Here is a 17,845-nt window from a genome sequence, read left to right as displayed (position 1 = left end):
CCGGCGGGCGTTTGGATCCGCGTCCGTGAGAGGGGACGCACAGACACGCGGATCGCGGGCCGGTCGGGCAGAGCCGGCCGCAAAACTCACTCCACTGAAATGTCAGACGGAATGCCGCGTGGTCCGGCGGGCCCGCTGCTTCTCCAGCGTAACGTCGGGCGCCAGCGACGGCGCCGCGATGCGCGGCGTCAGCAGGCTGCCACGGCGATACCGTCGCTTCTCGCAGGCCCGGCCGGCGAGGAGATCGGTCGGGTCGCGCCACAGCGGCTCGGCATAGGCATCATGCAGGTCGCTGCGCGTTAGACCGATATCCGCCAGCATCCGGTCGTCCATGCCGGCCAGCAGTCTGGCATCGCGGCGATTTTTCAGGGCGCGGACCACGCTTTGCAGGGCTGCGGCGATCACCGAAACAAGGGATGAAAGGCCCAACGGCAAGGGCCGTGCGGTGGTGGTGACGTTGCAGGTCGTGGCCATGGTGATGGTCCTTGCATGAGGCGGCACGAAACCCTGCCCCCAAGACCTCACCTTGGGCGACCCGATTTCCGGCCAGGTTGTTTCCGAACAGGTTTTGATATGTCACCTCGCCATTGATAAGTGAAACGAATGTTTCTAATCTCCAGCATCATTATCGGTGATGAAAGGCGCGGGGCGACCGGGCCCGGCGAAGATGCCCATGACGGCCTTGATCGATATCGACCAGCTTCGGACCTTCATTGCGATTGCCGAGACCGGCAGCTTCACCAAGGCGGCGGAGGTCGTGCACAAGACGCAGTCCGCCGTGTCCATGCAGATGAAGCGGCTGGAGGAGCGGCTGAACAAGCCGATCTTCGCCCGTGACGGAAGAGCCTCGAAGCTGACGGACGACGGCGATCGGCTGCTTGATTACGCGCGGCGGATCGTGAAGCTCAATCTCGAAGCGCTGTCGACATTCTCCGGTCCGGAATTGTCGGGCCGGGTGCGGCTCGGTGTGCCGGACGATTATGCCGACCGCTATCTGCCGGAGATCATGGCGCGCTTCTCGCGGGCTTATCCCGGTGTCGAACTCACCGTGCTGTGCGAGCCATCGGCGGATCTGTTGCGCCGGATCGATGTCAACGATCTCGATCTCGCGATCATCACCACGACTGAAACACAGCGCAATGTCGAGCCGTTCCGGCAGGAGCGTTTGCTCTGGGTGACCTCGGTGCGGCATGCGACCCATACCGAGAACCCGCTGCCGCTCGCGCTCGGCAAGCAGACCTGTTCATGGCGCCGCATTGCACTTGAACATCTGGAAAGAACCGGCCGGCCGCATCGCATTCTTTACACTAGCTCGAATGCCGGCGCTTACGTCGCCGCGGTGTTGGCCGGTCTGTCGGTTTCAATCGTCCCGGAATCGACGCTCCGGCCGGGCATGCGCGTTTTGACGCCCGCGGACGGCTTTCCTGAATTGCCGTATTGCCGTGTCGGTCTCGTGCGCAACACGCATGAAAGCTCGGCGCTGGCCGATGCACTCGCCGAGCACATCATCTCCTCGCTCGACAACCTGTCGGAAACAGCGCAAGCGGCGGAGTAATAGCCGACAGTCTCGTGTCCCGGACGCGGCGCAGCATGAAGCGAAGCGGAATGGTGTGCCGCAGAGCCGGGACCTGCCTCGCTCAGATGGGTCCCGGCTCTGCGGCGCATCGTTGCCACGCTGCGCCGCGTCCGGGACACGAGATCGCACATCTTTTCAAATATCAAACAGCCACACGTCATCGTCTCGCGATGCACGAGTGCATCCGAGCGGAAACCGCACCCTGATCCGGCAGGCTTTCGCCCGCCTTCGTCCAGACCGCGTCCAGCAGGACTGCCCGGAAGCCCACCTTAGTGTGAGCCGAATAGCCTTTGCGCTTGCGCAAACGGAGTAGGTATATAATCTTATAGGAATTCTGTCTAGATGGGTAATCCAGACAGCCAAGACGTGTGTAGGGCGGGTTAGCGAGGCGTCACCCGCCCTGCGGGTTTGGCGGATTACGCTTCGCTAATCCGCCCTACAAAGCTTACTTCGCCGGCCGCAGCACCAGCACATTGCCGGCGAGGACCGCAGCAAGCCCGAGTGCCGTCGGCAGGCTCCAGTGGAAATTCTCGACAAAGGTCGAGACCGCGAGCGCCACGACCGGTCCGAGCACGGTGACATAGGCGGCGCGGTCGGCGCCGATGCGTCCGAGCAAGGTCAGATAACAGGCGAAAGCCACAACGGATGCGATCAGCGCCGAATAGATCAGGCCGCTCATGTAGGGCAGCGTCCATTCGATCGTGAAGGCATGTCCCCGCGAGGCGGCGTAAACAGCGAGTGCCGCGCTGCCATACAGCATTCCATATCCAGTCGATGCGAAGACCGGAATCTTGTCGCGTTGGAGCGGTGAAGACACCATGTTGCCGAAACAGAAAGCGATCGTGCCGACGATACAGAGCATCAGTGCGAAAACGGCGCCGTGCTGGAATTCGGCGCCGGCAACTTGCGAATAGAACATCGCAGTTATTCCCATTGCGCCAAGCAAACCGCCAATGACGACGCGGCGATCGATCGGCGTCTTGTACAGCAGGGCGCCCAGTCCGACGTTGATCAGGGACGCCAGCGAGAACACGATCGATAGCAGGCCCGACGGCAAAGTCTCCGCTGCGTGATAGAACAATAGAAAGTTTGTCGAGAACAACGTCAGCCCCAGCAGCGCAAACATCGCGTGCCGTTGCAGTGAATAGCGCAAACGATCGCCGCGAATGGCAGCGATTCCCAGCATCAGCATTCCCGCAAGCAGGAAGCGCCAGAGGATCGATACATCGGGCGAAACGGCGCCGACCTGAAAATGGATCGCGATCCAGGCGAAGCCCCAGGTCACCACCACGGTCGCATAAAGCAGCAGATCGAATGCCGTCAGACGTGCGCGAGTCAGCATAGAGCCGCCGCTTTGGCGCCGGTCGCTTTCACGAGATCGGCAGGTGCGATTTCGATCTGCAGGCCGCGGCGTCCGCCATTGACGAGAACTGTCGCGTGCGTGAGCGCATCCTGTTCGATGAAGGTGGCGGCGCGCTTGCGCTGGCCGAGCGGTGAGATGCCGCCGACATGATAGCCGGTGATGCGTTCGGCTTCGGCCGGCGGCAGCATGGCGGCATCTTTCGCGCCTGCGGCTGCGGCGAGACGTTTCAGGCTGATTTCCTTGTCCGATGGCACCAGCACACAGACGACGGCGCCGCCTGCTTTCGCCATCAATGTCTTGAGCAGGCGCGCCGGCGGGATGCCGAGCGCTTCTGCCGCCTGCATGCCGATGCGTGCGGCATTCGGATCGTAGTCGTATTCATGCAGCGTGAAGGCGATGCCGGCTTTCTCGAGGGCGGTGGTGGCTGGTGTGGATTTGGCCATTGAACTTGCGCGATTGTTTCTCCGTCATCCTGAGGTGCGAGTGAAGCGAGCCTCGAAGGGCGACGGCCACATCATCCTTCGAGGCGCGGCGTTGCCGCGCACCTCAGGATGACGTGGGTTGATCGTTCAGGCGGAACTCCATCAATACGCATATTCGTCGAAGACCGGCTCAACGGATTGCGCCCAAGGTCCGTGGAATTTATCGAGCAATTCTTCGGCCGGTGTTGTGCCGCGGGACACCAGATCGTCCAGCGGCTCGAGATATTTTGTTTCGTTTTCGCCGCCGGCATTGAAGCGCCTTCGCCGCGTCAGGCCTTCGCGCGCGATCTTCAGCGTTTCTTCGGCCAGCGACAGCATGGTGCGGTTGCGGATCACGGCCGCGAAACCCTGCGTCGGCACGTCGTCGCGCAGCTTTTGCCGTTCCTCGGCGGTCCAGCTCTTGACGATATCCCACGCCGCATCGAGTGCCGTGTCATCGTAAAGAAGACCGACCCAGAAGGCCGGCAGCGCCGGCAGTCGGCGTCCGGGCGCGCCATCGGCGCCACGCATTTCGAGATAGCGCTTCAACCGCACTTCCGGGAAAATCGTCGAGATGTGATTGGCCCAGTCCGAAATCGTCGCGCGCTCGCCGGGCAATTGCTTCAGCTTGCCGGCGAACAGATCGCGAAACGACAGGCCGGACACGTCGACATAATCGTCGCCGCGCTTGACGAAATACATCGGCACATCGAGCGCGTAATCGACCCAGCGCTCGAAGCCCATGCCGTCCTCGAACGCCCAGGGCAGCATGCCGGAGCGGTCGGGATCGGTATCGCGCCAGATTTCGGAGCGGAAGGAGAGAAAGCCGTTCGGCTTGCCTTCGGTGAAAGGGGAATTGGCGAACAAAGCGGTCGCCACCGGCTGCAGTGCGAGCGACACGCGCAGTTTCTTGACCATGTCCGCTTCGGACGAGAAGTCGAGATTGGTCTGCACGGTGCAGGTCCGGTACATCATGTCGAGGCCGTATTGTCCGACCGTCGGCATGTATTTCGTCATGATGCGGTAGCGGCCCTTCGGCATCATCGGGATGTCGGCGCGCGACCATTTCGGTGTCATGCCGAGGCCGAGAAAGCCGATGCCGAGCGGGCGCGCCACTTCACGCACCTGCGCCAGATGCGCCATCAGCTCCGTGCAGGTCTGGTGCACGGTTTCGAGCGGGGCGCCGGACAATTCGAATTGTCCGCCCGGCTCAAGCGAGATGGCGCCGCCGCCGGTCACGTCATAGAGCCCGATGATATTCTCGTGCTCCATGATTGGCTCCCAGCCGAGCAGCAACTGCATGCCATTCAGAAGCGCCTGGATGCCGCGCGGTCCCTCATAGGGCACCGGGTTATGGCCTTTGACGGTGAACGGGAATTTTTCGTGTTCGGTGCCGATGCGCCACTGCGCCTTCGGTTTGCAACCCGATTCGAGCCAGGCGACGAGTTCGTCGCGCCGCTCGATCGGCGTCATGTCGATTTGGTCACGGGCCATGAGATATCCGGCAAAAGGGCCGCGACCATACACGCGGGTCCGAGGGAAGGGCAATCAGCGCAGGACCGGCAAAGCGGCTGTCCGCTTTGGTCCCGGTCACGCGCTAACTCGTTGACGGGGCGCATAATCCTTCTGCGGCGTGATGCCAAGTGTCCGGATGATCGCCCGCGTTGCCGGCATATATGGGATGCTCCCAGCGCCTTGATAGGTCTGCGGGAATGGACATAACGGTGCCTATGCCGCTTCCCTTCCCCCAGAATCTGCTGCGCCTCTGTGAAACCCTCGTCATCGGGGCCATTGGCGGGGCGATCTTCAACGCGGCCGGCATCCCGGCCGGATTTCTGTCCGGTGCGATGATTTTCGTCGCCATCGCGGCCCTGGCCGGCCGGCCGATGCATATGCCGGCGCCGCTCGGTCGGGTGGTGTTCGTCCTGATCGGTATCTCGCTCGGCGGGGCGGTGACCCCCGAGACATTGAAGGGGATTGCCACCTGGCCGCTCAGTGTCGTGCTGCTGTGCATCGGCATGACCTGCTCGACCTTCGGCAGCGCCTTTTACCTTCGCAAGGTGCATGGCTGGGACATGCTGTCGGCACTGTTCGGCTCGGCGCCCGGCGCGCTGTCGCAGGTGATCGCCAATGCGACGCAATGCCATTCCGACCTGCGCGGCATTGCCATCGTGCAGACGATCCGCGTGGTGATTCTCACCGCCTTGCTGCCGGTGGGGCTGGCGCTGTTCGGATTGATCCCGCCGGCGCCGACGCGCAGCTTTGCGATCACCGATTCGATTCCCGAACTGGTCGTCCTTGTGGTGGTTGCGGGTGCATCGTCTTTCCTCGCGCATTGGGTGCGGTTTCCCGGCGGGCTGATCTTCGGGGCGATGCTGGCGTCGGCGATCCTGCATGGCAGCGGCGTCATTCACGCGACGATGCCGTGGTGGATCGTCAATGCGGTGATGGTGGCGCTCGGCGCACTGACCGGATCGCGTTTCGCCAATACGCAATTGCGCACATTGCTGAGCTATTCGCTGGCGGCGCTCGGCTCGTTCTCGGTGGCGATCCTGATCGTCTCGGTGTTCGCGGCGATGTCGGCCTGGCTGGTCAATCTGCAGCTGTCCGACATCATCGTCTCGTATTCGCCCGGTGCGCTCGACGCGATGATGATCCTGGCGCTGGCCTTGCATCTCGATCCGATCTTTGTCGGCGCCCATCATGTGGCGCGCTTCATTCTGATTTCGCTGTCGCTGCCGCTGTTCGTGAAAATGTACGGACAGCCGCCAAAGATCCCCCCGAAGCTGCCGGACAAGCGCCCGGTGCAGGAGGATTGAGGTCCGGCCTTTCGAGCGTTAACTATCAAAACGATGGTCTGCGGACTTGCGACGGAAGCCCGACTTGTCCGTGAGCTGGAGTCGAACATGCACACGCACAGCCTGAAGAACTGGCGGCACGAGCACGTTTTCCTTGGCGCCGATCACACACGGAACGAGCGCCGGACCTGGCTGGTCGTCGGATTGACCGCATCGATGATGGTGGTCGAGATCGTCGGCGGCACGATTTTCGGATCGATGGCGCTGGTGGCCGACGGCTGGCACATGTCGACGCATGCGGCGGCGCTGGCCATCGCCGCGCTGGCCTATCGGTTCGCCAGCAAGCATGCGCATGACGCGCAATTCACATTCGGGACGGGAAAGCTCGGGGAGCTGGCGGCTTTCGCGAGCGCGATGATCCTGGCGGTGGTGGCGTTGTTGATCGGCTATGAATCGCTGATCCGGCTGTGGCAGCCGGTTGCGATCCGCTTCGATCAGGCGCTGGTGATTGCGGTGATCGGGCTTGCCGTCAATCTCGGCAGCGCGTGGTTGCTGCGTGATGGACATGGTGGTCATCATGGCGATGCGCATGATCAAGGTCACGGCGGTCATCACCACCATCATCACGATCACAATCTGCGCGGCGCCTATCTCCACGTCCTTGCCGATGCATTGACGTCGGTGCTTGCGATCGGGGCGCTGCTCGCGGGGCGCTTTTACCAATGGGACTGGATGGATCCGGCCGTCGGTATCGTCGGTGCGTTGGTGATCGCGCATTGGTCGATCGGCCTGATGCGGGCCTCCGGTGCGGTGCTGCTCGATATCGTGCCGGATGCGCGGCTGGCCGGCGAGATCAGGCGGCGCCTGGAATCAGGAGATGACCGGCTGACGGATTTGCATCTGTGGCGGCTCGGGCCGGGTCATATCGGCGTCATCGCATCGGTCGTGTCCGATGCGCCGCAGGCGCCCGACACCTACAAGGCGCGGCTGTCCGGTTTGCATGGCCTGTCGCATGTCACCGTCGAGGTGCATGCCTGCCGGCACTGATCAAGCTGTCGGAGTGAGACGCCTTATTCCGCCGCCAGCGCGCGGTTGAGCGGCATGCCGAGCTTTTCCCAGACATCGATCAGGGCGGCCGCGAGGGCATCGATCATCTGGTCGTCGTGATAGGGCGACGGCGTGACGCGCAGCCGCTCGGTGCCTTTCGGCACGGTGGGGTAGTTGATCGGCTGGATATAGATGCCGTGCTCGGTCAGCAGCATGTCGCTCGCCGCCTTGCACTTTTCCGGATCGCCGACGGCGATCGGCACGATATGCGTGTCGCTGTGCATCACCGGCAGGCCGGAGGCGGTCAGCACCGCCTTCACGCGGGCCACGCGTTCCTGATGCCTGTCGCGCTCCCATTGCGAGGTCTTCAGATGCCGGATCGACGCGGCCGCAGCGGCGCAGACGGCCGGCGGCAAGGCGGTGGTGAAGATGAAGCCCGGTGCATAGGAGCGCACGGCGTCGCAGACCGAATGGCTGGCGGCGATATAGCCGCCGAAGCAGCCGAACGCCTTGCCGAGCGTGCCTTCGATCACATCGATCCGATGCATGACGCCGTCGCGTTCGGAAACGCCGGCGCCGCGCTTGCCGTACATGCCGACGGCATGCACTTCGTCGATATAGGTCATGGCGCCGTATTTCTCGGCGAGATCGCAGATCGCACCGATCGGCGCGATGTCGGCATCCATCGAATAGATGCTTTCGAACAGGATCAGCTTCGGCCGATCGGGGCCGGCTTCCTGCAGAAGCTGCTCAAGATGCGCGAGATCATTGTGGCGGAAGATCTTCTTCTCGCAGCCCGACTGCCGCACGCCTTCGATCATCGAATTGTGGTTGTAGCTGTCCGACAGGATCAGGACATTCGGGATCAGCTTGGCGAGGGTCGAGATGCCGGTCTGGTTCGACACATAGCCGGAGGTGAAGATCAGCGCCGATTCCTTGCCATGCAGGTCGGCGAGTTCGTTCTCGAGCTCGACCAGCGGATGATTGGTGCCGGAAATGTTGCGGGTGCCGCCGGCGCCGGTCCCCATGCGGGTGGCGGCTTCGACCATGGCGCCGACCACCTTCGGGTGCTGACCCATGCCGAGATAATCGTTCGAACACCAGACGATGATTTCGCGCGGGCCTTCCGGCGCGTGCCAGATAGTGACCGGGAAACGTCCGGCGATCCGCTCCAGGTCCGCGAAGACGCGATAACGCCGCTCTTCGTGCAGGCGGTTCAAAGCGTTATCGAAGAAGGACTTGTAGTTCATGGCAACGGACGTCCCAAGCGAACTTGCGGTTTGGTCGCGGGCGGCAGGGCGGGCGTTCAAACCTATTTCCAGAGCAGTTTTAGAAGCGTTCAACGGTGTTTGTCGAGGTATGGGTGGCCTCAAAACGACGCAGATCGGCCCGCGAGGCTGGGCAAATTGTCCAAGGCCGGCAAAAACTCCCAACTTGGCGCAGTTTTTCTCCTGGAACCCGGCCTTTCGGTCCCGCGTTCACAATCCGACGAGGGGCAATATTGGGAGCTGGACATGGGACGCGGACTTCTTCTCTGGCTGATCGGTATACCACTGCCAATCATTCTGGTGGTTTGGCTGCTCGGCGGGCTGAACTGAGGTCTTGGTTTAAGACTACCGGACTCGCCCGGCCTTGCTTTGATTAAGATCAGTTTTCAGGTGCGCGACGGCGCGCGGTTTTCGGAAGGATCGCCGCCGCCGTATCCCGTTGGAAGACCTTTTCAAGGGCGGACATTACGGATTGCGTCTCGCGTCGGCCTCGATGGCCTGTTCGAGTTTGCGGCTGAGCAGCCACGACACGGCGAGGAATACGACCAGCATCGCCAGGCTGAGCCCCGAAACGGTGTCGCCGAGAACCTTGTCCGAAACCTTGCCGAAGGCGTAACCGGCCAGCACCATCGATACCGCCCACACCGCGGCGCCGATGAGATTCAGGACCAGGAACAGGCCCCACGACATTTTCGACAAGCCGTAGGCGAAGGCGCCGAGCCCCCGGATGCCATAGGGAAACCGGTGAATGAGCGGCAGCCAGAGCGCGTGCCGGTCGACCAACCGTTTCACGGTGGTGGCATGCGCGGAGATGCGCGGCCAGCGGGCCAGCAGCCGTTCGCCGTAACGGCGCGCGAGCCAGAACCGGAAGACGTCGCCAGCGAAGCTCCCGGCGAAGCAATGGATAATCGTCATTTTCAGATCGAGCACGCCGAGCTGCGCCGCATAGCCCGCGAACAGGGCCATCAGCAACGCATGCGATGCCGCGTAGGCGAAGATGAAGGCGTACACGACTTCGCCATGCTCGCGGACTGCATCAATCAGTTGGGTGAGGTCGGTCATGTGTTCCCCGGCACCCTCAGCTTCAGCAGCGCCTCGTCCGCCGTCGCCACATCGCCGAACTGCTGGAAGATATTCTCCAGCGCCGAGCGGTGCTCGTCATCGGACAGAGCGGCGCAGCAATCGGACAGCATCACCACCTTGAAATCGAGCATCATCGCGTCGCGCGCGGTGGATTCGCAGCAGACATTGGTCTTGGTGCCGGCGATCAGTACCGTATCGATATCGAGGCTGCGCAGCAGCCGTTCGAGCTGCGACGACCCGGCAATCAACGCGCTGTAGCGGTTCTTGATCACGGTGTGGTCGCTATCAGCGACGTTCAGTTCGGGCCACACTGTCTGCTTGCCGGGGGCCAGTGCATCCATCGTGCGTTCGCGGACATCATCGCCGACGACATTGTTGAAGAACAAAGCCCAGTCGCTGCGGCCGCCCTTGTGGGTGTTGGCGTGGACCACCCAGATCACCGGGCAGCCGAGCTTGCGCAATTCGCCGGTCAATTCGTTGATTGCCGGCACAATCTCGCGGGATGCCGGAACTTCGGCAGGGGCTCCGGGCTGGCAGAAAGCCGTTTGCATATCGATGACCACCAGGGCCGTGCGGGCCGGTTCCAGCCGGTCGAACCAGTTGGCGCGGCCTCTACGGGCGACGACGCGCGCGATGATTTCGGGGCGGATCGAAACGGGATGCATTGCGGCTACTCGAACCTCCAGGGGCAATATCGGCGCTTCTTTAACCGATATGACGGTCTTGTCCCAATTCGTGAACGCATAGCGCGCATTTCGCGCCATTAATTCGTCTGCGGAATGTTGAGACCGCGTCACGAAGGCCATATATAGCCGCCTTCACTCACATGGGGACTCAATGAGCTACCAAGATCCGAGCCTTCACGACCGTCAGAAGAACGCAATGGCCGCCAAGCAGGCGATGTTGCAGAAGTTTCGAGAGAAAGCGGAAGATCCAGGGCTTGCCGCCCGGCAGGCCGAACGCAAGGCGATCCACGAGGCGCGTCTCGCGCGTCAGGCCGAGAAGGACAGGCTCCGCAAGATCGAAGAGCAGCGGTTAGCGGAAGAGGCGGCGCGCAAGGCGGCCGAGGAAGAAAAGGCCCGTCTCGCGGCGGAAGCCGAAGCTGAGCGTATCAAGGCGGAAGAGGCCGAAGCCATGATCGCCCTCCTGGCCGAGCAGAAGGCGGCGCGCGACGCCCGCTATGCCGCGCGCAAGGCGGCGAAGAAGCAGCGCCGCAAGGGTTACTGAGACAACGGCATTGAAAACCGTTCGACCGGTTTACGGCGCTCGAAAGCACTGCTTCGAGCGCCGCGGTTTTCAATGCAAGGCACCGTCAATGCGCATTGGTGCCGGCGAAGCTACGTACAACAGCCGGTCGCAGCTTCTTTGCCGCAACAGGTTGGCGTCTGTGTTGCCAACCAACGGTCCCGCGGTTTGCAACTCGATACGCGGGGCATCAGGCTGACCTCAACGCGGCCGCTACGGGCCTCGGCTGAAGACGCCTGATACAGCTGCATGGGAGCGACCCCGTCGCTGACTTCAAACGTCAGCTTGGCGGAATAGTCCAGGGACACATGGTCTGCGACCTTGCCGATGATCGCCGAGAACTTGCTCGCCAGCATGTGCGTGCGGTCACCGTCCTGCACATCCCAGAGCTGGACGAACAGTTCGGTCCAGGCTTCCGGATTGGCCCCGCAATCCAACGCTGAAAACTGGCCGGCTTTGACTTCCGTGACGTGATAGCCGGGTTTCACGGCCCTGCCGCCATATGAAAACACCAACGGCAGATGCCCGTGCTGCTTCAGGAACGCCAGTAAATCGCCCATGAGGATACCGTCCGAGAGGGCTGGCGGGGGAGATTGAAGTTCGCGGTTGCCGGCGGCGAGCATCTCGGCTACTCCTTGTTTCAACATTTCAAGGATCGTTGAAATATGGACCAACGTCAAGCCCTGATGGCCTTCGGCGCCATTTCTCAGGAAACCCGGCTGCGCATTCTCCGAATGCTGGTTCGGGCGGGACCTTCGGGTGTGTCGGCCGGTGCCATCGGCGAGGCCATGGAGGTGTCGCCTTCAAACGTGTCGTTTCATCTGAAGGAGCTTGAGCGATCAGGTCTCATCGCCGTCCGGCGCGAGGCGCGTTCGATGATCTACAGCGCCGAATACAAGGCGCTTCGGGCGCTCATCCAGTTTCTCATGGAGGATTGCTGCGCTGGGCATCCCGCTGTCTGCAAACCGGCCATGGCCGCGTCGTGCTGATCTTTCAGAGGAATGCGTGGTGCTGCCGGACAGGATTGAACTGTCGACCTCTTCATTACCAATGAAGTGCTCTACCACTGAGCTACGGCAGCGTGTCCGATCGGTTCCCGGTTACGGGCTTTCGGATCGAGCGGCCAGTTGAATCGATTTCGGTCCGCCCGGCGGGGTTATTAGCTGCCGCCGGAGGACCGGGCAAGGGCATTCCACGATACGGATGGCGTTACCAGGGCCCGCGCTTGTCACAATCGCGGGCAAAGGGCCGCTGGCTGCAGTCGCCGCCGATGGTCGGTGCGGCGACGGCGCCGTAGGCGCTGCGCGCGCGGTAGGGAACAATCGGGACGGTTGCCGGACGATAGGTCGAATATCCGTGGCTGGCATGGTTGGCATGACGCGTGGCGGCCATCGCTCCGGTCGTACCGGACGTGATCAGCAAGGCGGCAATAGCAACTGCGAGTGTGCGGGGCATGGCTCTCTCTTTCGGTTTGGGTCCGAGGGCCAAGCTATGATCGGGGCCGAAGGTTCGCCGCCGCGATCTTGTGGTCGATGCCTTCATATTGCGGTGAAGAGCTTATGCGCGGCGCCAATGCGGATCCGGCAGGGGAAGCCGCTTTTTGTTTTTTGACGCGTTTTCTTCACGCGAACCGGTACCCACTTCGCTCGAAAACGCTCTGGGTCTTGCCTGTCGCCCGGTTTTTAGGCTTTGTGGCAGCCATGTCCGGATTACCCAGAACCCCGCCGAAGGATGCGGAAAAGGAGCGGCTGGCCAAGGCGCTGAGAGACAACCTCAAGCGCCGGAAAGCGCAGGCGCGCGAGCGTTCGTCCGAATCGGAGGCTATCTCGTCGGCCGAAGCCCCGCGGCATCCGTCCAATTCGGGCGCGGGCGTCAAGGACTGATCAAGTAAACCACATCAAGAAGGCCGATTTCGACCATATTCCACCCCCAAGGGGCAGGATGTAGGCTAGGACAGAGCATGATGCCGAAAACTGCGAAGCGGTTTTCGGGCGGCATCATGGTCTACGTTTAAAATGCTCTAGGTTTAAATCGGCTGCGGGTGCCGCAGCCAGTCCAGTCATCGGTTGGAGGGGCGCATGGATCGCATTCGGATTACCGGCGGACGGCCGTTGGAAGGCACGATTCCGATTTCCGGCGCCAAGAACGCGACCTTGCCGCTGATGATCGCCAGTCTTCTCACCGAAGACACGCTGATCCTGGAAAACGTGCCTCACCTCGCCGACGTGGTGCAACTCCAGCGCATCCTGAACAATCACGGCGTCGATGTCATGCTGTCGGGCAAGCGCGCGGGCGACGGCGAGCATGCCGGCCAGACCGTGAAGATTTCCGCCGCGAGCATCGTCGACACCACCGCGCCCTACGAACTGGTTTCGAAAATGCGGGCCAGCTTCTGGATCATTGCGCCGCTGCTTGCGCGCATGGGCGAAGCCAAGGTGTCGCTGCCGGGCGGCTGCGCCATCGGCACGCGGCCGGTCGATCTGTTGATCATGGCCATGGAGCAACTCGGCGCAACGGTCGATATCGACAGCGGCTATGCGGTGGCGCGGGCGCCGAACGGATTGCGCGGCGGCGAGATCAATTTTCCCAAGGTGACCGTCGGCGGCACCCATGTTGCGATCATGGCCGCCGCGCTGGCGCAAGGCACGACGGTGATCGACAACGCTGCGCAGGAGCCAGAGGTGAAGGACCTCGCTGATTGCCTGATCAAGATGGGCGCGAAGATCGCCGGCGCCGGCACCTCGCATATCGAGATCGAGGGCGTCTCGCGGCTGGGTCCGGCCAGGCACAATGTCGTGCCCGACCGCATCGAGACCGGCACCTATGCGATGGCGGTGGCGATGACCGGCGGCGATGTGATGCTGCAGGGCGCGCGGCCGGAATTGCTGCAATCGACGCTCGATGTGCTGGAGCAAGTCGGCGCCAAGGTCACCGTAACCAATGAGGGCGTGCGCGTTGCCCGCAACGGCTCGGGTCTGCAGCCCGTTGAAGTGACGACCGAGCCGTTCCCCGGCTTCCCGACCGACATGCAGGCGCAATTGATGGCGCTGATGACCAAGGCCAAGGGGACCTCGCGGATCACCGAAACGATCTTTGAAAACCGTTTCATGCATGTGCAGGAGCTGGCGCGGCTCGGCGCAAAGATCTCGCTCGATGGCCAGTCGGCGATGATCGAGGGCGTCGACCGCTTGCGTGGTGCGCCGGTGATGGCGACCGATCTGCGTGCCTCGGTATCGCTGGTGATTGCAGCGCTCGCGGCCGAGGGGGAGACGGTGGTAAACCGCGTCTACCATCTTGATCGCGGTTTCGAGCGGCTTGAGGAAAAGCTCAGCGCCTGTGGCGGTCTGGTCGAGCGGGTCAGCGGCTAAAAGCTGTTGGACGAACGCGGTTAACGCGCCATAATATCGTTCCTTCCGACCTGGTCTGCGGGCCCTTTGCCCCTTGCGGCAAAGAAATGCTTGCCTAACTAGCCTGCAGGGCAAATTCACTTAAAGACCGACCCAAAAAGGCCGTGTCATGGATATGTTGAAACTCATCGCGCTCGACCGCGAGGACTTGGAAATCGTGTCTGCGCATCTTCAGGATGCGGTGGTCAGGATCGGTGAAGTGCTCTGGCGGCCGAATGAAAACCGCGTCGTGATCGCGCTCAACCGCTTCGATTGGGAAGCGGCGGTGGCCGAAAGTCCGGCCTGGCAGCGCCGGCGCGCGGCACTGCGCTTTGATCGTGTTTCGTCCTGCAAGTGCCGCGGTCTCGATTGCGCGGCCAAGGATCAGCTCCTCAATCTCCTGGCGATCGAATTTTCCGAAACGGATGCGCCCGGCGGTGTCGTCACCCTGTCATTCTCGGGCGGCGGCGCGTTGCGGCTCGAGGTCGAATGCCTCGAAAGCGAGGTGGTCGATCTCGGTCCGATCTGGCAGGCGCCCGCCTGTCCCGATCATCAGTGCATCGAGACGACGCCGATCGAGAGCAAGATCATGCGGGCCTGACAGGGCCTGTCCGGGCGGTCATAGCCATTTGGCTATGACACCCGAAAAATTGCTCATTTTACTTAGCCGCGAAGGTGCGATTTCCATCGCCGGATGCCCTGTGTCCGAGCGATGTCCTTGATCTTGTATCCCCGTTTGCGGCGCTTCAGTATGGCGTTGCGTGCGTTGCTCCGCGAATTCTCGCGTCATCGACGGAACAGATATCATCCGGAGCGTCATTACATGCGCGGTCCGGGGCCGAAATCTCGGTCGAAAACGACAACAAGCGCGCAGTAAGCGCGGGACGCCATATGGGAGGATAGCATGCGCGCAGCCTGCGCACGGTTTGTTGCGGCCTTTTGTGCTTTAACGTTTGCGGCGCTTGCGCCATCCGGCGCGACCGCTCAGCCGGCCGATAACGGCATCATCAAGATTGTCGTCGGATCCGTGGCCGGGGGGATTCTCGACCCCTATGCGCGCATTGTCGGCGACCACATGTCGAAGACGCTTGGCCGCACCATCATCATCGAGAACAAGCCCGGCGCGGGCGGCATCCTGTCCACCCAATATGTCGTCGATCAGCCGGCCGACGGAACGATGATGTGGGTCGGCACCCAGGCGATGACCGAGATCAATCCGGTCATCTACAAGAATCTGCGCTGGACGATTGACGATCTCGTGCCGATCGTGAAGGGCGTGGAAGCGCCGCTTGTTCTGGCCACTCATCCGAGCGTGCCGGCGAAAAACCTCAAGGAGCTGGTCGCCTGGGTCAAGGCCAATCCAGGCAAACTCGGTTATGCGTCGTTCAGCCCGGGCACGCCGTCGGCTTTTCTCGGCCATCAGCTCAACACGCGCTTCGGCCTCGACCTCAATCACATCGTCTACAAGGGCTCCGGTCCCCAGACCAACGACATGGTCGCGGGCCATGCGTTGCTCGGCTTCATGCAGCTCGGCAATGCCATGCCGTTCATCAAATCCGGCAAGCTCAACGCGATTGCCGTGACCAGCCCGCAGCGCACGCGCTTTCTGCCCGACGTGCCGACCTTCGCGGAGCTTGGCTATGACGATTTCACCGCGATGGTGTGGTTCGGCCTGCTGGTGAAGAAAGGCACGCCGCAGCCGGCCATCGAAGCCTTTATCGATGCCGCCAAGAAGGCGCATGCCGATCCGGATGTGAAGAGCAAGTTCGACGTTCAGGGCATGGAGGCGGTCGGCGCCACCGGGCCTGAGAAGCTGATGGCCGATATCAAGACGCAGATGGAGCGCTGGCGCAAGATTGCCGACGAGACCGGCTTCAAGGCGGATTGAGTTTTCTTTCTTCACCTCTCCCCGTTGAAGCGGGGAGAGGGAAAAAGAGTCACGCCCGTCCCGTTGGATACGGAACCGTGTCGGTGTGCTCGATCTCGAGCTGCACCAGCCGCTCCATCAGCTTAGCCTTAAGCGGGGCGTGGTCCGGACGATCCCAGAGATTGTCGAACTCACCCGGATCGTTCTGCAGGTCGTACAATTCGCCAAATTCTGAATCCGACATCACCGTCATGCGGTAACGCGCATCGACGATGGTGTGCCAGCGCGGCATCGTATCGACATCCTTGTCGGCCATCTGATGCTCGTATTGCACGAAGGCGCAATCGCGCACCGGCTTGCCCTGCGGTCCCATTGCCGGAAGCAGGCTTTTGCCCTGCAGGCCGACATAGGGCTGGATGCGCGCGCGATCGAGGATCGTCGCCGGAATGTCGATGGTCGAGCCGATCGCCTCGGTGCGCGCGGCTGCGGGTGCCGCCGGGTCCGACCAGATGAACGGTACATGCAGGATGCTCTGATACTGCTCCGCGCCTTTCAGCATCAAACGATGATCGCCGAGATGATCGCCATGATCGGTGGTAAAGATGATCACGGTGTTGTCGCGCTCTCCCGATTCATCCAGCGCCTTCAAAACGCGGCCGATGGCATCGTCGATACAGGCGATCATGCCGCAGGTTAGCGCCTGCGCCTCTTGCGCCTCGCGCGCCGACACGCCGATCGTGCGCATGCCGTGCAGTTGCGCCTTGCCGCTCGCCCGTTCTTCAATCGTGTTCTGGACATGCTGTGGCGGCGTCCAGTCATTGCGCTGGAATGCCTCCGGTACCGGGAATTGCTCGGGCTTGTACATGTCCCAGTATTTGCCGGGCGGATTGAACGGATGGTGCGGATCGGGAAATGACACGGTGAGGAAGAACGGCGCATCGTCACTCTTGCGTGCCTTCAGATAGGCCTCGGCGCGATCGCCGAGATAGTTGGTCGAATACAGCTCTTCCGGAATGCGCGTGCGATAGGCCTGTGGCACAATGTAATCGTGCGGCAGGCTGTTCTTCGGGCCAAGGAGGTCAAGGGCCTTCGGGTCTTTGGCGCGCAGCCAGTTCTGATAGTCGCCGCCGACGGCGTCGCCATGGCCGGTGACGATCTCGACATGGCCATAGCCATAGAAAGGCGTCGCGATATGGGCGCCTGCCTCTTCCCAATAGGCCGGCTGTTCCTGGCCGTAAGTCTTCCCGCTGACATCGATGCGCATGGCCTGACGCAAGGCCGCCGATGGCTGACGATAGCCCTCGCGCGGGACCGCCGGCTTCGACATCGCCGGGATGCCGGTGAAATTCTGCAGATGGCTCTTGCCGATCAGGGCCGTGTCGTAACCTGCGTCACGCAGCAGATCGACGAAGGTCACCGTCTCCTGCGACAGCGGGATGCCGTTCGATCGCACGCCATGAACTGCCGGCATGCGGCCGGTCATCAGCGTCGCGCGGTTCGGCATGCAGACCGGGCTCGCGACGTAGAATTTCTCGTACAGCGTGCCGCGCGCGGCGATGGAATCGATATGCGGCGTTCGCAGGATCGGATGACCATAGCAGCCGAGATAGTCGGCCCTGTGCTGGTCGGTGATGAAGAGGATGAAATTGGGTCTGCGGGATCCAGGTTGTCTCGTCGTCATCTGATCCAAGTTTCTGTCTGATCCGGATTTTGCAGGGAATGGAGCGGCAGCCTGACGGCTTGTTATTTTA

20 protein-coding genes and 1 tRNA gene are annotated in these 17,845 nt (G+C 62.1%); 10 read left to right on the top strand and 11 right to left on the bottom strand.

Features of this window, described 5'->3' with window-relative positions:
• Positions 1-102 precede the first annotated feature (102 nt).
• A complete protein-coding gene (locus CAK95_RS05405; RefSeq protein ID WP_086087001.1) occupies positions 103-474 on the bottom strand; it encodes a DUF1127 domain-containing protein in 372 nt (123 codons plus the stop codon).
• A 199-nt stretch (positions 475-673) separates the two neighbouring features.
• Here CAK95_RS05405 and CAK95_RS05400 point away from each other — a divergent pair, with 199 nt between their 5' ends.
• Positions 674-1,555, top strand: coding sequence for a LysR substrate-binding domain-containing protein (locus CAK95_RS05400; protein WP_086091205.1), 882 nt, complete (start codon positions 674-676; stop codon positions 1,553-1,555).
• Between the two features lie 466 nt (positions 1,556-2,021).
• Here CAK95_RS05400 and CAK95_RS05395 read toward each other — a convergent pair whose 3' ends face one another.
• The 3 genes from CAK95_RS05395 to CAK95_RS05385 form a co-directional block, all read right to left on the bottom strand.
• Positions 2,022-2,918 carry a DMT family transporter gene (locus CAK95_RS05395; RefSeq protein ID WP_086087000.1) on the bottom strand — a complete coding sequence of 299 codons (897 nt, stop codon included), beginning with the start codon at positions 2,916-2,918 and terminating at the stop codon, positions 2,022-2,024.
• Complete coding sequence (gene ybaK, locus CAK95_RS05390) at positions 2,912-3,382, bottom strand: Cys-tRNA(Pro) deacylase (RefSeq protein WP_086086999.1); 471 nt, start codon at positions 3,380-3,382, stop codon at positions 2,912-2,914. The genes CAK95_RS05395 and ybaK overlap by 7 nt, the downstream gene beginning before the upstream one ends.
• Positions 3,383-3,523: 141 nt before the next feature.
• Positions 3,524-4,894, bottom strand: coding sequence for a glutamate--cysteine ligase (locus CAK95_RS05385; RefSeq protein WP_086086998.1), 1,371 nt, complete (start codon positions 4,892-4,894; stop codon positions 3,524-3,526).
• Positions 4,895-5,130: 236 nt separating this feature from the next.
• On the opposite strand from CAK95_RS05385, the gene CAK95_RS05380 reads away from it, so the two are divergent.
• Both CAK95_RS05380 and dmeF read left to right on the top strand, forming a co-directional pair.
• A complete protein-coding gene (locus CAK95_RS05380) occupies positions 5,131-6,219 on the top strand; it encodes an AbrB family transcriptional regulator (RefSeq protein ID WP_157699551.1) in 1,089 nt (362 codons plus the stop codon).
• An 87-nt stretch (positions 6,220-6,306) separates the two neighbouring features.
• Positions 6,307-7,245, top strand: a complete 939-nt coding sequence (dmeF, locus tag CAK95_RS05375) for a CDF family Co(II)/Ni(II) efflux transporter DmeF (RefSeq protein ID WP_086091204.1) — start codon at positions 6,307-6,309, stop codon at positions 7,243-7,245.
• 23 nt (positions 7,246-7,268) lie between these two features.
• Here dmeF and hemA read toward each other — a convergent pair whose 3' ends face one another.
• Positions 7,269-8,495: a 5-aminolevulinate synthase gene (gene hemA / locus CAK95_RS05370; protein WP_086086996.1), complete on the bottom strand. Its 1,227-nt coding sequence runs from the start codon at positions 8,493-8,495 to the stop codon at positions 7,269-7,271.
• Between the two features lie 156 nt (positions 8,496-8,651).
• On the opposite strand from hemA, the gene CAK95_RS05365 reads away from it, so the two are divergent.
• Positions 8,652-8,843 carry a hypothetical protein gene (locus CAK95_RS05365; protein ID WP_086086995.1) on the top strand — a complete coding sequence of 64 codons (192 nt, stop codon included), beginning with the start codon at positions 8,652-8,654 and terminating at the stop codon, positions 8,841-8,843.
• 135 nt (positions 8,844-8,978) lie between these two features.
• On the opposite strand, the gene CAK95_RS05360 is transcribed toward CAK95_RS05365, so the two are convergent.
• Complete coding sequence (locus tag CAK95_RS05360) at positions 8,979-9,575, bottom strand: DedA family protein (RefSeq protein WP_086086994.1); 597 nt, start codon at positions 9,573-9,575, stop codon at positions 8,979-8,981.
• Complete coding sequence (locus CAK95_RS05355; RefSeq protein WP_086091203.1) at positions 9,572-10,261, bottom strand: isochorismatase family protein; 690 nt, start codon at positions 10,259-10,261, stop codon at positions 9,572-9,574. The genes CAK95_RS05360 and CAK95_RS05355 overlap by 4 nt, the downstream gene beginning before the upstream one ends.
• 172 nt (positions 10,262-10,433) lie before the next feature.
• On the opposite strand from CAK95_RS05355, the gene CAK95_RS05350 reads away from it, so the two are divergent.
• Positions 10,434-10,823 (top strand): DUF6481 family protein, encoded by a 390-nt coding sequence (locus CAK95_RS05350; protein ID WP_086086993.1) that lies wholly within the window; start codon positions 10,434-10,436, stop codon positions 10,821-10,823.
• Between the two features lie 110 nt (positions 10,824-10,933).
• Here the strand turns inward: CAK95_RS05350 and CAK95_RS05345 are convergent, their stop codons facing one another.
• On the bottom strand, positions 10,934-11,464 hold the full coding sequence (locus tag CAK95_RS05345) for a DUF6428 family protein (RefSeq protein ID WP_120265430.1): 531 nt from the start codon (positions 11,462-11,464) through the stop codon (positions 10,934-10,936).
• A 42-nt stretch (positions 11,465-11,506) separates the two neighbouring features.
• On the opposite strand from CAK95_RS05345, the gene CAK95_RS05340 reads away from it, so the two are divergent.
• Positions 11,507-11,830: an ArsR/SmtB family transcription factor gene (locus CAK95_RS05340; RefSeq protein WP_086086992.1), complete on the top strand. Its 324-nt coding sequence runs from the start codon at positions 11,507-11,509 to the stop codon at positions 11,828-11,830.
• A gap of 17 nt (positions 11,831-11,847) precedes the next feature.
• On the opposite strand, the gene CAK95_RS05335 is transcribed toward CAK95_RS05340, so the two are convergent.
• Positions 11,848-11,922: transfer RNA gene (locus tag CAK95_RS05335), tRNA-Thr, on the bottom strand.
• 128 nt (positions 11,923-12,050) lie between these two features.
• Positions 12,051-12,296, bottom strand: a complete 246-nt coding sequence (locus tag CAK95_RS05330) for a hypothetical protein (protein ID WP_086086991.1) — start codon at positions 12,294-12,296, stop codon at positions 12,051-12,053.
• Positions 12,297-12,400: 104 nt separating this feature from the next.
• Here CAK95_RS05330 and CAK95_RS29845 point away from each other — a divergent pair, with 104 nt between their 5' ends.
• From CAK95_RS29845 to CAK95_RS05310, 4 genes are all read left to right on the top strand, one after another.
• The gene (locus CAK95_RS29845) at positions 12,401-12,724 is read left to right on the top strand and encodes a hypothetical protein (RefSeq protein WP_086086990.1); all 324 of its coding nucleotides are present in this window, start codon (positions 12,401-12,403) and stop codon (positions 12,722-12,724) included.
• Between the two features lie 195 nt (positions 12,725-12,919).
• Entirely contained in the window at positions 12,920-14,209 is a 1,290-nt protein-coding gene (gene murA, locus CAK95_RS05320; RefSeq protein ID WP_086086989.1) for a UDP-N-acetylglucosamine 1-carboxyvinyltransferase, read from the top strand.
• A 148-nt stretch (positions 14,210-14,357) separates the two neighbouring features.
• On the top strand, positions 14,358-14,828 hold the full coding sequence (locus CAK95_RS05315; protein ID WP_086086988.1) for a DUF2948 family protein: 471 nt from the start codon (positions 14,358-14,360) through the stop codon (positions 14,826-14,828).
• A gap of 303 nt (positions 14,829-15,131) precedes the next feature.
• Positions 15,132-16,115 carry a Bug family tripartite tricarboxylate transporter substrate binding protein gene (locus tag CAK95_RS05310; RefSeq protein WP_086086987.1) on the top strand — a complete coding sequence of 328 codons (984 nt, stop codon included), beginning with the start codon at positions 15,132-15,134 and terminating at the stop codon, positions 16,113-16,115.
• Between the two features lie 49 nt (positions 16,116-16,164).
• On the opposite strand, the gene CAK95_RS05305 is transcribed toward CAK95_RS05310, so the two are convergent.
• Positions 16,165-17,775, bottom strand: a complete 1,611-nt coding sequence (locus CAK95_RS05305) for a sulfatase family protein (RefSeq protein ID WP_086086986.1) — start codon at positions 17,773-17,775, stop codon at positions 16,165-16,167.
• Positions 17,776-17,845: the final 70 nt, after the last annotated feature.

This window comes from Pseudorhodoplanes sinuspersici (assembly GCF_002119765.1).
Taxonomy (GTDB): Bacteria; Pseudomonadota; Alphaproteobacteria; order Rhizobiales; family Xanthobacteraceae; genus Pseudorhodoplanes; species Pseudorhodoplanes sinuspersici.
The sequence above is the reverse complement of the archived record's forward strand: the minus strand, read 5'-3'. Positions and strand labels throughout refer to the sequence as shown.